A 21,989-nucleotide genomic window follows, 5' to 3' on the forward strand; every position below is an offset into this window, starting at 1 on the left:
ATCCATGCCTACGCGGTCCGGCCTTCGCCGGAATGACGACTGAAACTGTTAACCGACCTGCTCTTCCTTGAGGCGCAGTCTAATACTCAACTCACGCAGCTGCTTGGCGTCCACACTGCCCGGGGCATCGGTCATCACATCGGCCGCGCTCTGGGTCTTCGGGAAGGCGATCACGTCGCGAATCGAGTCACAGCCGGTCATCAGCATCACCAGGCGGTCGAGGCCGAAGGCCAGGCCGCCGTGGGGCGGAGCGCCGTACTTGAGCGCGTCTAGCAGGAAGCCGAATTTCTCGCGCTGCTCCTGCTCATCGATGCCGAGAATGCGGAATACCGCCTGCTGCATCGCCTGGTCGTGGATACGCACGGAACCGCCGCCCAGCTCGGTGCCGTTCAGCACCATATCGTAGGCGCGGGACAGGGCGTCCAGCGGATTCGCCTCCAACTCCTCCGGGGAGCAGGAGGGGGCGGTGAAGGGGTGGTGCAGCGCGGTCAGGCTGCCGTCATCGTCTTCCTCGAACATCGGGAAGGCCACCACCCACAGGGGCGCCCAGTCACAGGTGTAGAGGTTCAGGTCGGCACCCAGCTTGCAGCGCAGCGCGCCCAGGGCCTCGGAGACAACCTTGGCCTTGTCGGCGCCGAAGAAGATCAGGTCACCGTTCTCGGCCTCGAGGCGATCGAGTATCGCCGCGCGCACCTCATTGGGCAGGAACTTGACGATCGGCGACTGCAATCCGTTCTCCAGGTCGGACTTGTCGTTGACCTTGATATAGGCCAGTCCCTTGGCGCCGTAGATACCGACAAACTTGCCGTAATCGTCGATCTGTTTGCGGGTCAGTTTGTCGTTGCCACCCGGCACCTTCAGCGCGGCCACGCGTCCCTTGGGATCATTGGCCGGGCCGGAGAAGACCTTGAACTCGACCTCGGTCAGCAGGTCCTTGATCTCCACCATCTCCAGCGGAATGCGCAGGTCCGGCTTGTCGGAGCCGTAGCGCAGCATCGCCTGGTAGTGGGACATGCGCGGGAACTCGCCCAGGTCCACACCCTTCAGCTCCTGGAACAGGCTGCGCACCATGCCCTCGGTGATCGCCATGATGGCCTCCTCGTCGAGGAAGGAGGTCTCGATATCGATCTGGGTAAATTCCGGCTGGCGATCCGCGCGCAGGTCCTCGTCGCGGAAGCACTTGGCGATCTGGTAGTAGCGGTCGAAGCCGGACACCATCAGCAGCTGCTTGAACAGCTGCGGCGACTGCGGCAGGGCGAAGAACTTGCCCTCGTGGGTGCGGCTCGGTACCAGGTAGTCGCGCGCGCCCTCGGGAGTGGCGCGGGTTAGGATCGGAGTCTCGATATCCAGGAAGCCCTGCTCGTCCAGATAGTTGCGGATCGCCGTGGTCAGCTTGGAGCGGAAGCGCAGGTTGCGCTGCATCTCGTTGCGGCGCAGGTCCAGGTAGCGATACTTGAGGCGCACGTCCTCGCCAACCGCGGTGTGCTCGTCCAGCTGGAAGGGCACGGTTTCGGCGGTATTGAGAATCTCCAGTTGTGTGCCGTACACCTCGATCTCGCCGGTCGCCATATTCGGGTTCACCGCTTCCGGCGCACGGGCGCGCACGCGGCCGGTGACCTTCAGCACATACTCGCTGCGCACCCGGTCGGCCCTCTCGAAGTGCTCCGCCGCGTCCGGATCGAACACCACCTGGGCGATGCCATCGCGGTCGCGCAGGTCGATAAAGATCACCCCACCGTGGTCGCGGCGGCGGTCAACCCAGCCACAGAGGGTTACTTCGCGGTCAATGTCGGCGGAACGGAGGGCGCCACAGTAGTCGCTGCGCATGGATGCTTTCCCGTGTTTTTACGTTAGACGTTATCGATAAGTATTGGGGGGCGCTATCCGGCGCCCCCCGGCTCAGCTGGCCTCGGCCTTCTTGGCCGCGGGCTTGTCCGATTTGGCCTTGGACGCGTCCCCGGCCAGGTTCTTCTTGCTGCCGGTCTTGAAGTCGGTCTCGTACCAGCCACCGCCCTTTAGGCGGAACCCAGCTGCGGAAATCTTCTTCTGCAGCCCGGCCTTGTCACAGGCCGGGCAGTCGGTCAGGGGAGCGTCACTCATGCGCTGCAGGGCCTCCATCTCGTGGCCGCAGGCACTGCACTGGTATTCGTAAATCGGCATTGCTCAATACCCGGTACATTAAGGGGCGCAGATTATACATGAGCCCCACAGAGGGAAGAAGCAGTGCCCGCGATAGGCAATGACCCGACCAAGATCTGAGCACGGGGTTATGCCCTGACCACAAAAAACATGGAAAAAAGCACTATTTTTCCTGTATTTTCCCGTGCGGGCGAACAAAAACTATATATACTTCCCCTCAACACCCGCAGCGAACCCCGGGTTTCCGGTGGTACAACGGGCGTACGAACACACTCTCACTGGAAAAACAACATATAGAAGGAAGCTACTCATGGCCGCACGTAAAGCCGCAGCTAAGAAAGCCCCCGCCAAGAAAACCGCAGCCAAGAAGGCTCCAGCCAAAAAGGCAGCAGCCAAGGCCGCTCCGGCCAAGAAAGTAACTGCGGTGAAAGAGAAGTACACCAAAACCCAGATCCTGAACCAGATCGCCGAGAACACCGAGCTGAGCCGCAAGCAGGTGCAGTCTGTTCTGGACGAGCTGAACGATATCATTCACGGCCACGTGAAGAAGCGCGCTGTGGGCGAATTCGCCCTGCCGGGCCTGCTGAAGATCACCACCGTGAAGAAGCCCGCCAAGAAGGCGCGCAAGGGCATCAACCCCTTCACCGGCGAAGAGACCATGTTCAAGGCCAAGCCGGCCAGCATCCAGGTCAAGGTGCGCCCGCTGAAGAAGCTGAAGGAAATGGCCGAGTCCTGATTCGCGCCCTTCCCACACGAAAAACCCCGCCCAGGCGGGGTTTTTTAATGGCCAACGGCCAGTGGCTGCCGCACATTCCACCCCCATCGCCGTCCACCCACCGCTGACCACTCACCTTCCCCCGCCCAAATGCCGTAAAATAACCACCCTCAAAGCAACACGAACAGAACACTATCCTATGCGCGCATCCCGCTACCTGATCGCCACCCAGAAAGAAACTCCAAGCGACGCAGTCGTAATCAGCCACCGGCTGATGCTGCGCGCCGGCATGATCCGCCGCCTGGCCTCCGGTCTCTACACCTGGCTGCCCACCGGCCTGCGCGTGCTGCGCAAGGTGGAGCGCATAGTGCGCGAGGAAATGGACCGCGCCGGCGCCCTGGAGGTGCTGATGCCGGTGGTACAGCCGGCGGAGCTGTGGGAGGAATCCGCTCGTTGGCAGCAGTACGGCCCGGAGCTACTGCGCATCAGGGATCGCCACGACAACGCCTTCTGCCTGGGCCCGACCCACGAGGAAGTCATCACCGACCTGATCCGCAACGAGATCAAGAGCTACAAGCAGCTGCCGGCCAACTTCTACCAGGTACAGACCAAGTTCCGCGACGAGATACGCCCCCGCTTCGGCGTGATGCGCGCGCGCGAGTTCACCATGAAGGACGCCTACTCCTTCCATGTCGACGCGGACTCCCTGCAGGAGACCTACGACGTAATGCACGGTGCCTACTGTCGCATCTTCGACCGTATCGGCCTGGACTACCGCCCGGTACTGGCCGACACCGGCTCCATCGGCGGCTCCCACTCCCACGAATTCCACGTGCTGGCAGAGAGTGGCGAGGACGATATCGCCTTCTCCACCGAGAGCCGCTACGCCGCCAATGTCGAGCTGGCGGAGGCGGTCGCGCCCGCCGGTGAGCGCGCCGCACCGACACAGAAGATGGAGGAAGTACACACCCCAGGCCAGAAAACCATCGCTGCGGTGAGCGAATTCCTGCAGTCGGATCCGGCCCACTCGGTCAAGACGCTGATAGTGCTGGGTGAATGTGAGGAGGGTGAGACGGCGCCGCTGGTGGCCCTGGTACTCAGAGGCGACCACGAGCTGAACGAACTGAAAGCGGAGAAGCTGCCGGGTATCGCCAGCCCACTGCAGTTCGCCCCGGAACAGCGCATCGCCGACGAGCTCGGCTGCGGCATCGGCTCACTGGGCCCGGTCGGAATGAAAATCGAGACCATCGTCGACCGCTCGGCGGCGCAGCTGGCGGACTTCGTCTGCGGCGCCAACCGGGACGACTACCACTACACCGGTGTCAACTGGGAGCGCGATGTGGAGACTGGCCGCGTCGAGGACCTGCGCAACGTGGTCGCCGGCGATGCCAGCCCGGATGGTGCCGGGACCCTCGAGATCAAGCGCGGTATCGAGGTTGGCCACATCTTCCAGCTGGGTGACAAGTACAGCCGCGCGATGAGCGCGACTGTACTGGACGAGAATGGCAAGGAGCAGGTGATGTCCATGGGCTGCTACGGTATCGGCGTATCGCGTATCGTCGCCGCCGCCATAGAGCAGAATCACGACGAGGCCGGCATCATCTGGCCCGATGCAATCGCGCCCTTCCAGCTGGCGATAGTGCCGATCAATATGCACAAGAGCGATGTGGTCAGGGAGAAGTGCGAGCACCTGTACGCATCCCTGCGGGACAAGGGCATCGATGTGCTGCTGATGGACGAAACCAAGGCGCGCCTCGGCGCCATGCTCGCCGATGTGGAGCTGCTGGGCATTCCGCACCGCATCGTCGTCGGCGATCGCGGCCTGGAGAAGGGCGTGGTGGAATACAAGGGCCGCGGCGATGCCGAGAGCCAGGAGTTTGCCGAATCGCAACTGGAGGAAGTGCTGCTGAAGCTGATTGGCCGGTAAGCATCCCCTGTCGTCATCCCGGGCTTGCCCCGGGATCCACAGTGCAAAGGTCGGCGAACGCCATCTGTCCTGACACTGGATACCGGCCTGCGCCGGTATGACGGCTGCGAGTCCCGACCCGCAGTTCGCAATTGCCGCTGCCCATCCTCCCCGCCTTTCCGTAAAATCCCCTGTCATGATAAGAAAAAGCCTGACCACACTGCTGCTCTGCCTGGCACTTGCCTTTTCCCAGGCCCGGGCCCAGGACAAGATCCCGGAGATAGACCCGCAGCTCAAGCTCGCCCTGCAGGAAGCGGTCACCCAGGCGGACAGTTTCGCGGACCGTTTCGATGCGGAGGTCTGGCTGATGTCAAAGTCCCAGCCGCTGGCCCGCTATATCAAGGATCCCCAGAAGCGCATGCACGTGCTCAAGGCAGTGCATCGCGAGGCCACCCTCGCCGGCCTGCGCCCGGAAATCGTCCTCGCCGTCATCCAGATAGAGAGCGCCTTCGATCCCTATGCGGTGTCCCGCGTCGGCGCCCAGGGCATGATGCAGGTAATGCCCTTCTGGAAAAACGAGATAGGTCGCCCGGACGACAACCTGATCGATATGGACACCAACCTGCGCTACGGCTGCACCATCCTCAAACACTATATCGGCAAGGCCAAAGGCAACCTGGCCAATGCCCTCGCCTATTACAACGGTAGCTACGGCCGCCACACCTACTCGAGCAAGGTACTGGACGCCTGGGCGACGCGCTGGAGGTAAGCGATGAGTGCCAGCTATGTATTTTTCACCGGCGCCGCCTGCGGCCTGTTGCTGCTGGCAGCGGCCAAACTGGCCATCAGCTATCGCCGCCAGGACGCCGCGCGCTGGCTGCTTCTACTGATTACCGGGGCCTTCTTCTACCTGCTGCGCCCGGTACTGCCGGAGCGGGGCCCGCTGCTCGACTTTCTCGTCGATGTCCCCACCGAACTGATTCCCGGCGCCTTCTGGCTCTTCAGCTACGCCCTGTGCAGCGAGTGCGAGCGTTTTCCGCGGCTCGGCTGGTCACTGATCGCGGTCAGTGTCGCGGTCGGCCTCGCCGCCGCCCATCTGGACGCCGAGCATTGGCCGGCATTGTGCCACTGGCTGTATCTGCTCAAGCAGCCACTGCAACTCGGCCTGATCGCCGCCGGCCTGGTGACACTGTTGCGCCAGTACCAGTCGGACTTGGTGGAATCCCGCCGCAACCTGCGCGCCTGCCTGTTGATTGCCATCGGCAGTTACATGCTGATCGTGGTCTGCGCCGAGTTCCTGTTCTCCAACCGGACGGTGCCCGCCGGAGTACCGACGCTGCACGCGGTACTGGCGAGCGGGCTGGCACTGGGCGCCTGCCTGTGGCTGCTCGCGGTATCGCCCCAGGCGCTGGCCGAATCCCTGCCGCGAGCGCCGGAGGCCGAAGCCGAGGAAGAAGTACCCGTAGTGGAGCCGCAACCGCTGGACGAGCAGCAGCGCCAACTGCTGGAAAAACTACAGTCCCATATGCAGGGCGGCGGCTACCGCCACACGGGCCTGACCATTCGCGAACTGGCGGAACAGCTGGACGCCCGCGAACACGTGCTGCGCGCGCTGATCAACCGCCACCTGGGCTATCGCAACTTCAACGAATACCTGAACCAGTTTCGCATCGACGAGGCCAGTGCGCGCCTGGCGGATCCGGACCAGGCTCACCTGCCGGTGCTCTCCATCGCCCTGGATATCGGCTACCGCTCCCTGAGCCCCTTCAACGCCGCCTTCAAGCGCCGCCACGAGCAGACGCCGACCGAGTACCGACGGGAAAAGCTGCCGGCCTGAATCGTCAGATTTTCGGAATCCGTCAGCTGTTTTTTCGCTTTCCGCAAGCACCGACGCCGCAATTCCTCCAGACTTGGCCACTACCACTTGTAGGAGCGGCGGGGCGGCCATCCGCCGGTGGCCGCTCCTACAGGGAGACATACCCGAGTAAAAGAATAAGAAGGTGAGACTATGGAATTCCTGTGGGAAATGGCCCAGAGCTGGGCCGAACATTTCCAGCGCGACCTGTTCCGCTACCTGCTCGCCGCCACAGCAGTCAGCCTGTCGGTCAGCTGGCTGTTCCGCGGCTGGATGAACCGCCGCCGCCTGCAGAAGCGCCGCGCCACCTGGAGAGACGTTCGCCGCGAAGTCGGCTTTTCCATGCTCACCCTGGGCGTCTTCGCCACCATCGGTATAGTCACCGAGACCCTGCGCGACTGGGGACTGGTGCAGATCTACTGGCAGTGGACCGACTACCCGCTGTGGTGGAACCTGGCCAGCCTGCCGGTGGTGATACTGCTGCACGACGCCTACTTCTACTGGGTGCACCGCGGCATGCACCACCCGAAACTGTTCAGGCATTTCCACCGGGTACACCACCTGTCCCGCACGCCCACTCCCTGGGCCGCCTATAGCTTCTCCGTTGGCGAAGGCTTCCTGATGGCCATTTTCTCACCGCTGATTCTGATGCTGCTGCCACTGCACCTGCTTATCTGGCTGTCATTTATCTTCGTGATGATCTTCCGCAACGCCATGCTGCACGCCGGCTGCGAATTCCACCCCCGCGGCTGGGTGGACGGGCCGCTGGATTTTATGACCACCACCACCCACCACGACTTGCACCACCAGCGCTTCCGGGGCAATTACGGTTTCTATTTCACCTGGTGGGATCGCTGGATGGGTACCGAATTCAAAAATTACAAAGTGATGTTTCGCCAGGCGGTAGACGGCGAATTCAGCGATGAGACGGCGCCCGCAAAAGTGCAGGCCGCCACCTAATTGCGGCTGATCGGCAGATGTCCGCATGTTGTTGCGCGGCCCCTGGGCCGCGCTTTTTTCGCCTCCCACGCCCTGCCCCCCAACCCCTGAGCCGGCTATGCTCAATGGTTAAGTCCACCCGGTAAATTTTGCACCGGCTGTGAAATTGCCTGCGCGATTCGGAGGTTCCTACATTGAAACACCTGCCCGCCATTTTCATCCTTGCGGTCCTGGCAGCCGCCTGCAATCCCGCCGACGACGCCGGCAGTAACCAGACTCCCCGGCCCGCACAGGAAACTGGAAAGGAACAGACCTCCCCACAGGCCCCCGAGCCCGAAGCCACTGATTCCCTGGCGGCAAGCCCCGGCGCAGACCGCTTCGAGGCCCTCGCCAGTATCCCCTTCGAAGAGAACCGCCCGACCACAGAGACAGCCAAAACCCTGAAGGAAGAACTGCTGTTCCAGCGCGCCACGCAGACCTACCTGTGGGCCATGCCGCTGATCAATACCATGGGAATGAAAGTGGGATCCGAGGAAAAATTCGGCGGCGGATACAATGTACTGCCCATCTGGAAAAAGCGCCTGGACGCCAAGACGCTGGTCACCACGCCAAATTCCGACGTGATCTATGCGATGGGCTATGTGGACCTGGGCGAGACAGGTCCTTTGGTGTACGAGGCGCCGCCGATGCTGCAGAGTATCCTGCTCGATTTCTGGCAACGCCCTATCCCGGTGGATGGCGGCGACTACTTTGGCGATATCGGCTTCTTCGGGCCCGATCAGGGCAAGGGCGGCAAATTCCTGATACTGCCGCCGGGCTACGACGGTGAAGTGCCGGATGGCTACTATGTCTACCGATCCGGTACCAACAACGTCTTCATCTTCCTCCGCTCCTTTTTCAAGGACCCGAAAGATCTGGCACCGGCGGTGGAGCTGCTGGAGCAGTCGAAGATTTATCCCCTGGGAAAAAAGGACAGTGCCAAGCCGATGGAATTCCCCGACGGATCGGGCCAATCGATCAATATGCTGCCGCGCAGCGACGCCAGCGCCTTCGATCAACTCAAGTACCTGGTGGACACCGAGGGCAGCAACCTGGCCGGCCCCGACTGGCTGGGCATGCTGGCGATGATTGGCATCGAAAAGGGCAAGCCATTCAGCCCCGATGCCCGCACGCGCGCCATTCTCGAGGCCGCAGCCAGGACGGCCTACAAGACCAGCCGCGTGATCGGGTTCGAGGACTCCCCCGGCGACATGTCGTTCCGGGTCTACCCCGACCGGCAGTGGCTCAACCCTTTTGCCGACGGAACACCCGAGAATCCCGGCGGGCACAAGGACGTCACCTGGATGCGCCCGAAGGAGGGCTATCGCGACCTGGACGCGCGCATCTGGATGTTCACCGACTACTACTCGCTCAGCCCCGGCATGATCTCGCAGACGCCGGGCAAGGGCGCCAAGTACATGATCGCCTTCACCGACAGTGACGGCGAGCCGCTTTCCGGCGCGTCCAACTATCGCCTGCACCTGCCCAAGGACGTCCCCGCGGCCAACTTCTGGTCGCTGACGCTCTACGAGGCGGAAAACGGCTCCGGCCTGGCCAACGGCCAGCCGCTGCCATCGCGCGGCTCACTCGACAAGCCGGCACAGAACCCGGACGGCTCCACCACCCTCTACCTGGGCCCCGAAGCGCCCGCCGGCAAGGAAGCCAACTGGCTCGCCACGCCAGCGGACAGGGGCTACTTCACGATACTGCGGCTCTACTCACCCACGGAACCCGCGATAGACAAGTCGTGGAAACCGGGCGATATCGAAAAAGGCTGGGACTCCGCGGGAGTTACACAGTAAATGCGGGACCAGGCAGAGGTGCCGCTGGGCAAGGCGTGGCTCCGCGGCGATCACGAGAACGGGGGGATAGCCATCACCCTGAAAGCCGCGGGCGACATTGGCTGGTTCGTGCGCCCGAAAGCCCCGCTTCGCGGGGCCGGCGCGCGCGGCGCTCAATCCTGGAACAACAGTTCCAATGGATAGCCGGTAAACGGCTTGGTCTTTTCGATCACCAGGTGGGAGGTCATGCGCGAGATGGCCGCGTCCTCGTTGGCCAACAGTTGTTCGGAGACGCGATTGAAGTCCGCTGCGTCCGGGCAGACAAAGCGCAGCATATAGTCGAATTCACCAGACATTTTCACGCAGGAGACGATCTGCGGAATATCGTTGATGGCGCGGCGGAAGTTCTCGCTGGTGCGGGCGTCCTGACGCTTCAGGGCCACGTTGACGTAGAACTCGGCGTGGCGCACCTTTTCCAGGTTCACCTCGGCCTGAAACTCGCGAATATAGCGCTCGCTGGTCAGGCGCTTGACCCGCGCCAGGCAGGCGCTCTCGGACAGTCCTATCTCTTCACTCAGTTTCAGGTTGCTGATGCGCGCATTGGTCTGCAGCGCCTGCAGAATACGCAGATTGTGCCGGTCGATTTTCACTTGGCTGTTCTTTTGATCTTGGAAAAGGGGCAAGGATAGCGGCATTCGGCTGCGGCCGAAACTGTGGGAGCCGGCCCTGCGGGCAATGCTCCCCGCCAATCATCATTTTCGTCGTTCCGGCGCAGGCCGGAACCCGGAACCCTGTAAGAGGCACTGGATTCCGGCCTGCGCCGGAATGACGAGCGAGGATATTTTAGCGGAGGTCAGCTGGCCTGGCGGCTGCCGGCGGTGACGAAGCGTTCAATGCGGTCCAGGGCGCGGGACAGTTCGGCCTCGTCGGCGGCCAGGGTCAGGCGCACATGGTTGACGGCACTGGCGCCGAAGGGCGCACCGGGCAGTACCGATACGCGCTCCGCATCCAACAGCGCCCCGGCAAAGGCCTCACCGGACTCGGCCACCTGGGAGACATCCACCATCACGAACATGCCCGCTTCCGGGGAGTAGCAGCTGAGGCCGGGGATACTGTTGATGCGCGGCACTATCAGGTCGCGGCGCTTCTCGTAGGCCTCGCGCATCTGCTTGACGAAGTAGGTGTCGAACTCCAGGGCGAAGGCCGCGGCCTCCTGGATAAATTGCGGGCAGCCGAAGATAGTGGCACCGGCGAACTCGATCAGGCGCTCCACCAGCGGTCCGCGAGCCACGGCCCAGCCGAGGCGCCAGCCGCTCATGGCGTGGGACTTGGACAGGCCGTCGATCACGACAATATTGTCCAGGTGCTCGGCGGCGGTGCGCAGGGAGGTGTGGCGGCGGGCGAAAGTGATCATCGAGTACATTTCGTCACACACCAGCCAGACGCCGCGCTCGCGGCAGAAGGCAGCCAGCTCGCGCAACTGTTCCGGGGTGGCCATGGCGCCGGTGGGGTTGACCGGGGTATTGATCATCACCGCGCGGGTGTCGTCGCCGATCGCGGCCTTGATGGCCTCCACGTCGAAGGCGAAATTATTCTCTGGCGGGCAGGCGACCTTTTTCACATCGAGGCGCAGGGAGTCACAAATAGGCACATAGCCGATATACATCGGCTCCGGAATCACGATTTCCTCGCCCGGGTTCAGCAGGCAGGCGAGCACCGCGTAGATGGCGTTGGTACCGCCGGGGAAGACCACCACATCATCGGGACTGCAGGGATGCGGGGATACCTTGCTCTCGATATCGGCGATGGCGCGGCGCAGCATCGGCTCTCCCGCGGCCGGGGAGTAGTGGGTCCGGCCAACACCGAGACGCGCACGGGCAAAGTCGAGAATCGGTTCCGGCGTATCGAAATTGGGGTCGCCCACACACAGGAAAATGACATCCTCGCCCTTGTCCGCCAGCTGGTGGGCGCGGTCACTGACCGCCCATACATCGGCATCGGCGCTGTTGAGGGCTTCACTCTGCAGGCTGAATCGGGGACTGAACATCGTCGCTCGCTATCCGGTAGTTATTCATACATCTAAGTTAACAACCGCGCGGATAATTGATGCGGCTATAGGGGCATGGATTTCGCATTCCCGCGCCCATTTAGTCGCCTTTGCCGCAGAAAATTCGGTGACATTGATGTGACGGATCGGAATGTGACCCGAGGGGTGAAATTTGTATTCACCCCGAAGATGATCAAAGACGTTAGAAGCGGTAATTCAGGTTCAGACCGCCGACGCTATCCTCAGGACGCACCAGGATATTGCCGGATAGCTGCAGTTTCTCGGTGAGATTGAGCCCCACCATGGCACCGACACCGTTCTGGAAGAATCCGGCATTCTGGCTGTCGTAGGCCGCCAGGTAGGCGCTGTTGCCGGGGATGGATTTGATTCCGACACCCACCTTGGCGACATCGTCGCCGCCGTTGTACTCCATCCAGACTTCACCGAACCAGCGCCAGTCGTCGCCCTCGGGCCCGTTGTAAAAGAAGCCGGCGCGCAGCCGGTAGTATTCGCGGTCCTGATGGCGCACGCGGAGCCCCAGGGGATCCAGGACTTCGCCATTGCTGCCGATATAGGTCAGGTCGCGGTCGGTGGACTCGCGGAAACTGTTCACATCCACTTGGGTCCAGGCCGCGGAGACGAAGGGGCCCAGCTGGCACGGCAACGCCGGCACGCTGTCATAGCCGCCGCGGGCAAAAATACTGGCGGCGCTGCCATCGGTATCACCCTTGATCCACTTCTCGAAACGGTTGCCCAACTCGATGCGTCTGTCGACCTCGTGGTAGTCGATCCAGCTATAGGTCGCCCCGCCGTCGACAAACCAGCGTTCGTTGTCCCAGCGCCCCAGGGCGGAGAAATTCCAGTTGCGCGCTTTCAGCGACAGGCCGCTGGGATCGTAATCGCTGCCGGCGTAGGAGAGGGCCAGGGCCCATTCGAAGTGGTCCGCCGCCGCGAAACTGAAGCCAAATAAGCCATCCCAGCCGTAGTCCTCCCGGTTGGGCGCCGGTCCCTGGCCGAAATCGGTGTAACCCAGGGCGCCGCCAAAGAACACCGTGGTAGTCGGGTCGCGAAAGCGCTGCGCCACCAGGTGGTGGTCGACATTGGTCTGGTGCAGGCGCGTATTCTGGTAACCGAGATCCGCCAGCATGCCGAAGCCAATCGGCGCATTCAGGACGGAATAATAGTAATCGCCCAGTACCTGCTGCGCGGCCAGGGTCGGGTGTACACCGTCATTGAAATACAGCCGGTCGGCATCGGGCGCACTGCCGGTTTCACTGTAGACGGGGTCAGGGTTGGCACAGGCGCCCGCCGCATAACAGGTGGCGGCCTGGTCGATATCGGCAAACCCGAACAGGCCTGGCTTGTCCAGCGCCAGGGCTGCCATGCCCTCGGTATCCAGTATCAGCACATTGCCAACAAAGTTCAGCTGCACGCGCAGGTCGTTGTTGAACAGCGCCGTACCGGTATTGGCCGCGCTGACCGCAGCCGCTCCCAGGTCGTTCATCAGTGGCGTATTGCCCACTCGCGGCGCATTGGAGACCACCACATAGCGGGCGCCGGCGTTGCGCAGTTCGCGCGCGGCAGTGGCGAGAAATGTCGCCGAGCGCTGCATGCTGTCCGGTGAAATGGTGCCGGCGATGGTGCCACCGATAATGTCATTGCCGCCGCCATTCAGGTAATAGAGGGAATCCCTGGCAACGCCATTCTGCGGCAGGTAGCCCTGGCCTGTGCCAAAGGGCACACCGGTGAGGGTGATATTGTTGTTCGGGTCATCCACCAGTGCCTGCAGCGCCGCCGGATCGCCGAAGGCAGCGACCGCCTCCTGGACTTCCGCCGGTGACAGGTAGGGACTCTCGCCGGCGGCGGGATCGCAGACGCCGTCGGCGCCGCAGCGCGTCGAGTCCGGCAATATCGTCGTCAGCTCGTTGTGGTCGGCGACGGTGGTATTGGGGAACAGCTGGCGAAAGCGCTGCGGGCCCACCAAATCCAGCAATACATCGGCGGTGTGATTGCCACCAACGGCCCAGTTACTGCCGTTGGCAAGCACCGAAGACGCTACCTGCTGGAACTGCTGCTGCGGCGTACCCGCCGCCGGCGCGCAGGGAATGGCGCCGCCAGAAGCAGGGCCCAGGCCGGTACAGGAGGGCACCAGCGGCGTCAGCCCCAGATCCTGTGCGGTGAAACTGATTGCCGGCTGCTTCGGCAGAACGCCGTCAGGATCGCTGCTGGTAAAAACGCCGGCGTTGCCACTGTCCGACAGGCTGTCACCGAAGACGACGATATTGCGATACAGCAGTGAGCTGCTGCCATCGGCGAAGGCGGCGGAAGCGGTGGCGAATGCCACTGCGGCACAGACAGATTTGACGGTAAACCCCATTGCGCACTCCATTGCGGTATTGGCCAGGTCGGGATGGGGCAAGTATAGACACGCCTTTTGATAGGAAAGCTCAAGGGAGCGCTATCACTCGATGCGGTGAGGCTGGTGGTCGAAGCCTATCGGACAGACTTCCAGCGACTCGCTGCCGCCATCCAGCTGATCGATAAAGGGAATCACCACACCGCTGATCACTGCGGCCAGGGGCGCCCAACTCACAGACAGAATCAGCATCGACTCCCAGGGTGTCCTGCCCCAGTCCGCCGGACCGAAATACACGCTGTTGGTGTAGACAATCGGCGCCAGTACCAGGCCGGCGGCAAATGCCAACAGTGGCCGCCCGACCAATACAGAGAGGCTGTAGCGCAAGGTGGTGGCGAGCATGGCCCACATGCAGATAACCCAGGCCGGCGGCAGGTTGGAGCCGTAATCCAGTACACCGGACGCCATATAGACCCACTCCATGGCGAAGCCGGCGAAAATAAAGAACAGCACCACGAATATATCCCGCTGGTCGCGCCAAAGGGCAAAGTGGGACACAAGGATTACAAAGAGCGCGACCAGTGCCATGGCGTTGCCGCCGAGAATGGCGATCCACCAGCCGCAGAAGTACATCGAGAAATTGAGTACCAGTTTCATGAATCCCGCTCGCTTTATTCTGCCGGGAAAAACCTGTCCCTGAATTCCCCCAAAATATAGACCAGCCCAGTACCGCGAGAAGTGTGACCTACTTCAAACCGGAGAAAACGGCGATCGCGTGCTTGCGGCTTTGCGCCACATCACAGATTGGCAAAGGATAGCCCGCCAGTTGCGGCGGGCAGTGAATGGCATCCCTGTCGAGATGACGTAGCTCCGGCACAAATTGGCGGATGAATTCGCCATCCCTGTCGAACCTTTTCGACTGGCTGTAGGGATTGAACACACGGAAATAGGGCACAGCATCGGTGCCGGTGGAGGCCGCCCACTGCCAACCGCCGTTGTTGGCGGCGAGGTCCGCATCCAGCAGGTGTCGCATAAAGTAGCGCTCGCCCCAACGCCAGTCGATCAACAGGTTCTTGGTCAGGAAGGAGGCCACCACCATGCGCAGGCGATTGTGCATCCAGCCACAGGTATTCAGCTGGCGCATCGCCGCATCCACTATCGGTACTCCGGTCTGGCCCGCGTACCACTGCCGGAACCTGTCGCGGTCGCTGGACCAGGGCACCCGGTCGGTCTCCGGCTTGAACGGTTTGTGCATGCTGAGCCGCGGGAAGGCAGCGATCAGGTGCGTGTAAAATTCGCGCCACAGCAGCTCACCCAACCAGCAACTGACCCCGTCGTTGCCGCCCACCCAGTGTCCACTGCTTCGCGCCAGCGCCATCTGCACACACTGGCGAACAGAGACGGCACCGCAATTCAGGTAAGGGGAAAGGTGTGAAGTGGCGTCCAGCCCTGGAAAATCGCGCTGGTCCGCATAGTTTTCGATTTCTCCGCGGAAGGCGCGCAGGCGACGCGCCCCGGCTTTTTCTCCCGGCGTCCAGCCGTACAGCCTGCCAGCCCCGTCCGGCAATAATCCGTATCCCTGCAGGCGTTCGGGAATTGTCCGCACCAGATTGTTCCCGCCCTGCACCTGAATCCACTTTGGCCAATCTGCCTCGTCGTTCATTTTCCGCGGTAGCGGCAGTGGCGCAAAGTCGTCGCCACCGCAGCGGGCGATAAACGCGCGCTTGAACGGGGTGAACACCTTGTAGGCTTCCCCGCCGGCAGTCTTGAGTGCCCCCGGCGGCAACAGGGTGCGGTCGGTGCTGTATTCCACCGGCACTCGCAACCCTTTCAACGCGGCGCGTACGGCGGCGTCGCGATGCCGCTCATTGAGGGGATATTCGGCGTTGGCAAAGAGCGCATCGATTTCCAGCTTCCCGGCTATCTGCACCAGCGCCCGCGGCACCTGCGCAAATGTCTGCAGTTCGAGGAAATAGAGCGGAATATTGTGCGCTGCCAGGCTCTGCTGCAGTTCGCGCAGACAGGCGAGGCGAAAGGCGACTACCGGCTCACCGTCGTCGTGACTTTGCCAGGTCTGGGGGCAGGTGATATAGATTGCCGCCAGTGCACCGCAGCTTTTCGCCGCGCGGTAGAGTGCCGTGTTGTCGCGCAGGCGCAGGTCGTTGCGCAACCAGACCAGGCCGCGACGGAAAGGGTGGGTGCGACTCACTGTAAAGGCTCCCGCCGTTGCAGCAAGATCCGGCTCGTCGACTTCGGCTTATCCACGCTTCCTCAACGAAAATCACACAGGCCCAGCTCTGCCGGTTCGGCAGCGAGCAGCACCTGGCTGTGGATAAACGGGTTCGGGCTGCGGGGCAGATAGTGACGCAACATGGTCAGCACGGCGGACAATGGCTTCAATCCGCGCTGGAAATCTGCAATCAACTGAGTCAGCTCCGCCCTCTCCTCTTTATTCAGGAACTCATTCAGGTGCCCCTGGCTATGCATCAGGGCGTTGGTCCTGTCCTCCCGGCTCGCGGTATGGGCGAGAATCTCCATGATTCTGCCCCGCACCTCACAGGCGAACTGTTGCGGCTCGCACTGGCCGGCGTCCGCGAGCAGCCGTCCCAAATCGCGGGTCAGGGGCTGGCTGTGGGCAAGCAGCAGGTACTTGTAGGCGGTGTAAAACTCGATGACCCGCGCCGGGCGAGGATCGGGATCCACATAGCGATACCAGGCGTCGTAGGCGAAGACACGGGTGAGGAAATTTTCGCGAATATCACTGGCATTCAGCCGCCCCACCTCTTCGATGGGAAGGTGTGGAAAATGCTCGCGCAGGCGGGCGGCAAACAGGCCGGCTCCGTGAGCCAGAGGCATCGAGCCGTCCGCCTTGTAGTGGGGCACTGTGCGCACCCCGCAGCTGGGCGACTTCTGCATCAGGATAAAACCGCGCAACTGCGCCGCTTTCGGCACCAGCCTGTCCGCGTAGCCCTCGAGGGCCTCGGTCACATCAATACCCGGATCGTCGCGCCCCACGGCGCGCAGCCGGTCGCTGGCGACCAGGCGAATTGGCGGTCGCGGCACGCCGAGTCCTATGGCGACTTCGGGGCAGAAGGGCTGTAACTCCAGACATTGACTGAGCAGTTGGGTGCAGACTTTGCTCAGTTTATGTCCACCGTCATAGCGCACCGGGTCACCCAGGGCGCACTGGCTGATTCCAACAGGGATTTTCTCTGTCAGCAGTTGGATATGCATTTCTGTGTTAAAAGTCGGGCCTGGTGCACAATGTTTATAGCCTGCCGCCATATACGGGACAAGGTTTGACAGCGAGATGGTCCGGCCCACTGCACTTGCGGCTTGCGCAAACAGGTGCCACGGCTACAATGCCAGACCCTCCCGAGAGCGATGGATTTAGCCCCATGATTCCAGCACTGCGCGAAGTCGACGAGGTACAGGCGCTCTACCTGCAGTTTCTACAGGCTCTGGCGGACGCCGGATTTCGCGGCGATTTGAGCCCCAGCTACGCCAGCCGCACCGTGCTGGCCACGGACAACTCCATCTACCAGGTACTGCCCCAGGCGGTGGTCTACCCGCGAGACACCCGCGACCTGCAGCTTCTGGCCGAACTGGCGGAGCGCGAGGACTTCCATCGGGTAGCGCTCTCCCCCCGCGGCGGCGGTACCGGTACCAACGGCCAGTCCCTGACCGACGGCCTGGTGGTGGATATCTCCCGCCATATGAACCGCATCCTCGAAATCAATGCCGGGGAGCGCTGGGTGCGGGTGCAGGCGGGGGTGGTCAAGGACCAGCTGAACGCGGCCCTGAAACCTCATGGCCTCTTCTTCGCGCCGGAGCTGTCCACCAGCAACCGCGCCACCATCGGCGGCATGATCAACACCGACGCCTCCGGCCAGGGTTCCTGTGTCTACGGCAAGACCCGCGACCATGTGCTGCAACTGTCGACAGTGCTGCTGGGCGGCGAGCTGTGGCAATCCGCACCAGTCGATAATGAACAGCTGCAGGAAATCAGCGGGCGCGACGACCGCGCCGGCAGGGTACACCGGGTCTGCGACGAGATAGCGCGCGACAAAGCGACGCTGATCGAGCAGAGATTCCCCAAGCTGAACCGCTGCCTGACCGGCTACGACCTGGCCCACCTGCGCCGGGGCGAGCAATTCAACCTGAACAGCGTGCTCTGCGGCTCCGAGGGCACCCTCGGCTTTATCGCCGAGGCCAAACTGAACCTGCTGCCGATCCCGAAGTGCGCGGCGCTGGTCAACCTGAAATACGACCACTTCCAGGATGCCCTGCGCGACGCCGCGGACCTGATGCGCGGCGGCCCCATGTCTATCGAGACGGTGGACAGCCGGGTATTGCAGCTGGCGATGGAAGATATCGTCTGGCACAGCGTCAGCGAGTTTTTCCCCGATGACGATCGCCCGGTCAAGGGCATCAACCTGGCGGAATTCACCGCCGATTCGGACGCGGAGCTGGATGAGGCACTGCAGAAATTTACCGCGCATATCGACGCCCTGACAGGCCAAGCCGGTAAGAGCTTCGGCTACACCATCGCCCGCGGCCACGCCGAGGTGAACCGTATCTGGGGTATGCGCAAGCGCGCCGTGGGCCTGCTCGGCAATGTGCAGGGGGAGAAGCGCCCCATCCCGTTTGTCGAGGACACGGCGGTGCCGCCGGAAAACCTGGCGGACTTTATCGCCGAGTTCCGCGCGGTGCTCGATGACGCCGGCCTCAGCTACGGCATGTTCGGCCATGTGGACGCCGGCGTACTGCACGTGCGCCCGGCCATCGATATGAAGGATCCCGAACAGGCGGCGCAAATACGCCCCATTACCGACAAGGTGGTGGCGCTGACGCAGAAATACAAAGGCCTGCTGTGGGGCGAGCACGGCAAGGGCGTGCGCTCGGAATACGCACCGGAATTCTTCGGCGAACTCTACCCGGAGCTGCAGAAGATCAAGGCCGCCTTCGACCCGCGCAACCAGCTGAACCCGGGCAAGATCGCCACGCCCAGCCGCGCCTCCACCCTGCTGAAGATCGACGAGGTCGGCACCCGCGGCGACCTGGACCGGCAGATTCCGGTGCAGGTCTGGGACGGCTATGAGGAGGGGGTCCACTGCAATGGCAACGGCGCCTGCTTCAACTGGAATCCGGACGACGCCATGTGCCCGTCCTACAAGGCCACCCGCGAGCGCATCCACTCCCCCAAGGGGCGCGCCTCGCTGATGCGCGAGTGGCTGCGGCTGTTGAGCCAGCGCAATGTGGACGCGGTGGAGACAGCACGCAAGGTGCGCGAGCAGTCCTTCTTTGTCGGCCTGCCACGGCGCATCGTCAACTCACTGGCCAAGGCCCGCGGTGAATATGATTTCAACCATGAAGTGAATGAAGCCATGCAGGGCTGCCTCGGCTGCAAGTCCTGCGTGGGCCAGTGCCCGGTCAAGGTCGATGTGCCGGAATTCCGCAGCAAGTTTCTCGAGCTCTACTACAGCCGCTACCTGCGTCCACTGAAGGACTATTTCGTCGGCAGCCTCGAGTTCGTCATGCCGCATCTGGCCAGGCTGCCGCAGCTGTACAACTTGCCCCTGGGCCTGAAGCCGGTGCGCTGGTTGCTGGAACGCGGCCTGGGGCTGGCGGACAGCCCGCTGCTGGCCCGGAAAACGCTGCGCGCGACCATGGAAGAGCTGGGCGTGCCCTACGCCAGCCCCGCCTGCCTGGCGGCCCTGGGACCGGAACAGCGCAACCGCGCGGTGATCATAGTGCAGGACGCCTTCACCAGCTATTTCGACGCCGGCGTGGTCGGCGACACCCTGCGCCTGCTGAAGCAGCTGGACTTTGTCCCGCTGGTGGCGCCCTTCAGGGCCAACGGCAAGCCGCTGCATGTGCACGGCTTCCTGCGCCAGTTCCGGCGCGTGGCCCAGGGCAACAGCGACATGCTGAACGAGCTGGCCGCCAGCGGCGTGCCGCTGGTGGGAGTGGACCCTTCCATGACCCTGACCTACCGCGCCGAATACCGGAAACTGCTCGGCGAAGGCGCGCCCAGGGTACAGCTGCTGCAGGAGTGGCTGGCCGGGCAACTGGAGCAGCTGCAACAGCAGCGCCCGCGCCTGAACCCCGCCCGCTTCCAGCTGTTGCCCCACTGCAGCGAGCAGACCAACGCCACCGCGTCCCTGCGCGACTGGCAGAGCATCTTCGAGGCCCTGGGCCTGGAGCTGCACACCGAGAGCCTCGGCTGCTGCGGCATGGCCGGTACCTACGGCCACGAAACCGCGCACAAAGAGACGTCCCGCACCATCTTCCAGCAATCCTGGGCACCGCACCTCTCTCGAAACAGTGGCCGGGATAAAGCCGACGGAGACGGCAATCTGCTGGCCAGCGGCTACTCCTGCCGCTGTCAGACAAAACGCTTTGCAGGTGTGACTCTGCGCCATCCATTGCAGGGAGTGCTGGCGCAACTGCGGGTTGAGGGGTGATACTGGGAGTTACCGGGACTTCGTAGGGTGCGCCGTGCGCACCATTGCGACCAACGGTGCGCACGGCGCACCCTACCTTAACCACAGGAAGGGCCGATGTACCAAAGCCTGACCAGACTGCTGCTTCTTACCACGCTGATTGCGCCGGGCCCCGCTTTCGCCGAGCCGGCGCCGCAACAGCTGGTCACCGAGGCCGAGGAGCGCGCCCTCGCAGGCGATTTCGACGCCGCACTGCCCCTCTACGAGAAAGCCATTTCCGCCCTGGCGCCCAAACCCGGGCAGCAGCAGGCCCTGCGCTATCGCTATGGCATGGTGTTGAACGCCCTCGGCGCGCGGGCGCGGCCGGAGCTCTACCCGCTGGCGCGGGCCCAGTTCGAATCGGTGCTGGACTACCTGGACGGCGGCGCCTCCCTCGAACATTCGGCCGCGCGGGTGCGCTCGGCGCTGGCGCACACCTACCACCAGCAGTCCGCCAGCGAAGAGGACCCGGTCCAGAAGGCCCACTTGCTGCGCACCGCCTACCTGCTCTACAGCGGCGCAGCCCGCGACCTGGCCCGACAGCGCGAGTGGCACAACCTGGCCATCACCTATTTCAACCTCGGTCAGGTGTGCGAATGGCAGGGCAATCTGGAGGAAGCCATCGACTGGGTGGAGAAGGCCGTCGAGCTGGATGCCCGCCACGGCTTTGCCGACCTCGAAGAGGACCGCGACTATCTGCTGGGGCTGCGCCGCCAGGTCAATCCCCCCGCCCGGGCCAGCACCACATCCCTCTGACCCGGATATCCGTCCTACTGACACAGGATATCCACTCTCCCGGGATGCGATATCTCCCCCATAAGCGCCATTTCACGCCGAAACCCACTTTTCGGACCATCGGTCACAAATAATTGAAGAGAAACTTTTTACTTTCCTGTCCCGGGTTAGGAGCAGTTTCCCGGATAGGAATTGCATCACCATTAGAATGACATCGCTGTCACCCAGTACCTGAGCAAAGAAATCAATTACTCAGTGTTCCCGGCGGCCCCCGTGCACCCGTTTGCAAAAATTCCAATTGCAGGCACTTCATTCCATTTGCAAGCAGATCTTTGGCACAGGTGGCTAGGCACAGAAGAAAACCAGCCAATGCGTACGGCTTCCTATCGATTGAGCAGAAAAAGTTGATCAGGGTTCACCGGCCTGTAATATAGCGACCACTGATTAAATATTAATCAGTTATTCCCGAAGGCACTTACTGCAAGCACTTTTGGGAAATTTCACAAGCAACCCTTTGGCTTGTGACCCATTGAATCCTGGAGGTATCGGGACATGATGAAACAGACTCTGCGCAACTCCGTATTTTTTATGATCGCTTTTTTCGCGGCAGCGGTGAGCCTGAACGCATCTGCCAAAGTGCAAAAGTCGATGACGGTTGACGCCACCGCCTACAACTCGGTGCCGGGACAGACCGACGACGATCCCTGGGTAGCGGCCTGGAACAACCGCCTGCGCCCGGGCCAGAAGGTGATCGCTGTGTCCCGCGACCTGGAAAAACACGGCCTGACCAATGGCGCCAAGGTAAAGATTGAGGGCCTGCCCGGCACCTATACCGTGCGCGACCGCATGAACAAGCGCTTCAAGAACCGCATCGATGTGTGGATGGAAAAAGACATCAAGAAAGCCCGTCAGTGGGGCAAGAAGAAGCTGAAGATTTCCTGGGTGCGCCCGAAGAAGAAATAACAGCGCCACCAGTCAGATACACGCAAAAA

17 protein-coding genes are annotated in these 21,989 nt (G+C 62.4%); 9 read left to right on the plus strand and 8 right to left on the minus strand.

The features are described 5' to 3' along the window. Positions 1-48: 48 nt before the first annotated feature. The gene (gene aspS, locus IG627_RS07255) at positions 49-1,827 is read right to left on the minus strand and encodes an aspartate--tRNA ligase (RefSeq protein ID WP_193191684.1); all 1,779 of its coding nucleotides are present in this window, start codon (positions 1,825-1,827) and stop codon (positions 49-51) included. A 72-nt stretch (positions 1,828-1,899) separates the two neighbouring features. Next, complete coding sequence (locus IG627_RS07260) at positions 1,900-2,160, minus strand: FmdB family zinc ribbon protein (RefSeq protein ID WP_193191685.1); 261 nt, start codon at positions 2,158-2,160, stop codon at positions 1,900-1,902. A gap of 289 nt (positions 2,161-2,449) precedes the next feature. Here IG627_RS07260 and IG627_RS07265 point away from each other — a divergent pair, with 289 nt between their 5' ends. The 6 genes from IG627_RS07265 to IG627_RS07290 all read left to right on the plus strand — a co-directional run bounded on the left by IG627_RS07265 (position 2,450) and on the right by IG627_RS07290 (position 9,395). Further along, positions 2,450-2,875 (plus strand): HU family DNA-binding protein, encoded by a 426-nt coding sequence (locus IG627_RS07265; RefSeq protein WP_193191686.1) that lies wholly within the window; start codon positions 2,450-2,452, stop codon positions 2,873-2,875. A gap of 178 nt (positions 2,876-3,053) precedes the next feature. After that, on the plus strand, positions 3,054-4,781 hold the full coding sequence (locus IG627_RS07270) for a proline--tRNA ligase (RefSeq protein ID WP_193191687.1): 1,728 nt from the start codon (positions 3,054-3,056) through the stop codon (positions 4,779-4,781). 175 nt (positions 4,782-4,956) lie between these two features. Next, positions 4,957-5,529: a lytic transglycosylase domain-containing protein gene (locus tag IG627_RS07275; protein ID WP_193191688.1), complete on the plus strand. Its 573-nt coding sequence runs from the start codon at positions 4,957-4,959 to the stop codon at positions 5,527-5,529. A gap of 3 nt (positions 5,530-5,532) precedes the next feature. Further along, the gene (locus IG627_RS07280; RefSeq protein ID WP_193191689.1) at positions 5,533-6,597 is read left to right on the plus strand and encodes a helix-turn-helix transcriptional regulator; all 1,065 of its coding nucleotides are present in this window, start codon (positions 5,533-5,535) and stop codon (positions 6,595-6,597) included. A 171-nt stretch (positions 6,598-6,768) separates the two neighbouring features. Further along, positions 6,769-7,575, plus strand: a complete 807-nt coding sequence (locus tag IG627_RS07285; RefSeq protein ID WP_193191690.1) for a sterol desaturase family protein — start codon at positions 6,769-6,771, stop codon at positions 7,573-7,575. A 173-nt stretch (positions 7,576-7,748) separates the two neighbouring features. After that, complete coding sequence (locus IG627_RS07290) at positions 7,749-9,395, plus strand: DUF1254 domain-containing protein (protein ID WP_226864811.1); 1,647 nt, start codon at positions 7,749-7,751, stop codon at positions 9,393-9,395. 152 nt (positions 9,396-9,547) lie between these two features. On the opposite strand, the gene IG627_RS07295 is transcribed toward IG627_RS07290, so the two are convergent. The 6 genes from IG627_RS07295 to IG627_RS07320 form a co-directional block, all read right to left on the minus strand. Next, positions 9,548-10,024, minus strand: a complete 477-nt coding sequence (locus IG627_RS07295) for an Lrp/AsnC family transcriptional regulator (RefSeq protein WP_193191691.1) — start codon at positions 10,022-10,024, stop codon at positions 9,548-9,550. A gap of 203 nt (positions 10,025-10,227) precedes the next feature. After that, positions 10,228-11,421: a pyridoxal phosphate-dependent aminotransferase gene (locus IG627_RS07300; RefSeq protein ID WP_193191692.1), complete on the minus strand. Its 1,194-nt coding sequence runs from the start codon at positions 11,419-11,421 to the stop codon at positions 10,228-10,230. A 202-nt stretch (positions 11,422-11,623) separates the two neighbouring features. Further along, positions 11,624-13,798, minus strand: coding sequence for an autotransporter outer membrane beta-barrel domain-containing protein (locus IG627_RS07305; protein ID WP_193191693.1), 2,175 nt, complete (start codon positions 13,796-13,798; stop codon positions 11,624-11,626). 84 nt (positions 13,799-13,882) lie between these two features. After that, entirely contained in the window at positions 13,883-14,434 is a 552-nt protein-coding gene (locus IG627_RS07310; RefSeq protein WP_193191694.1) for a DUF2878 domain-containing protein, read from the minus strand. A gap of 88 nt (positions 14,435-14,522) precedes the next feature. Beyond that, positions 14,523-15,986 (minus strand): cryptochrome/photolyase family protein, encoded by a 1,464-nt coding sequence (locus IG627_RS07315; protein ID WP_193191695.1) that lies wholly within the window; start codon positions 15,984-15,986, stop codon positions 14,523-14,525. A gap of 62 nt (positions 15,987-16,048) precedes the next feature. Further along, positions 16,049-17,011: a DUF523 and DUF1722 domain-containing protein gene (locus IG627_RS07320; protein WP_193191696.1), complete on the minus strand. Its 963-nt coding sequence runs from the start codon at positions 17,009-17,011 to the stop codon at positions 16,049-16,051. Positions 17,012-17,175: 164 nt separating this feature from the next. On the opposite strand from IG627_RS07320, the gene ydiJ reads away from it, so the two are divergent. The 3 genes from ydiJ (at position 17,176) to IG627_RS07335 (ending at position 21,960) form a co-directional block, all read left to right on the plus strand. Then, the gene (gene ydiJ, locus IG627_RS07325; RefSeq protein WP_193191697.1) at positions 17,176-20,244 is read left to right on the plus strand and encodes a D-2-hydroxyglutarate dehydrogenase YdiJ; all 3,069 of its coding nucleotides are present in this window, start codon (positions 17,176-17,178) and stop codon (positions 20,242-20,244) included. Between the two features lie 96 nt (positions 20,245-20,340). After that, the gene (locus tag IG627_RS07330) at positions 20,341-21,018 is read left to right on the plus strand and encodes a tetratricopeptide repeat protein (protein WP_193191698.1); all 678 of its coding nucleotides are present in this window, start codon (positions 20,341-20,343) and stop codon (positions 21,016-21,018) included. 531 nt (positions 21,019-21,549) lie between these two features. After that, on the plus strand, positions 21,550-21,960 hold the full coding sequence (locus IG627_RS07335; protein ID WP_226864812.1) for a 3D domain-containing protein: 411 nt from the start codon (positions 21,550-21,552) through the stop codon (positions 21,958-21,960). The last annotated feature ends 29 nt before the right edge of the window (positions 21,961-21,989 follow it).

It is taken from the genome of Microbulbifer taiwanensis (assembly GCF_014904815.1).
In the GTDB taxonomy this organism is placed as follows: Bacteria; Pseudomonadota; Gammaproteobacteria; order Pseudomonadales; family Cellvibrionaceae; genus Microbulbifer; species Microbulbifer taiwanensis.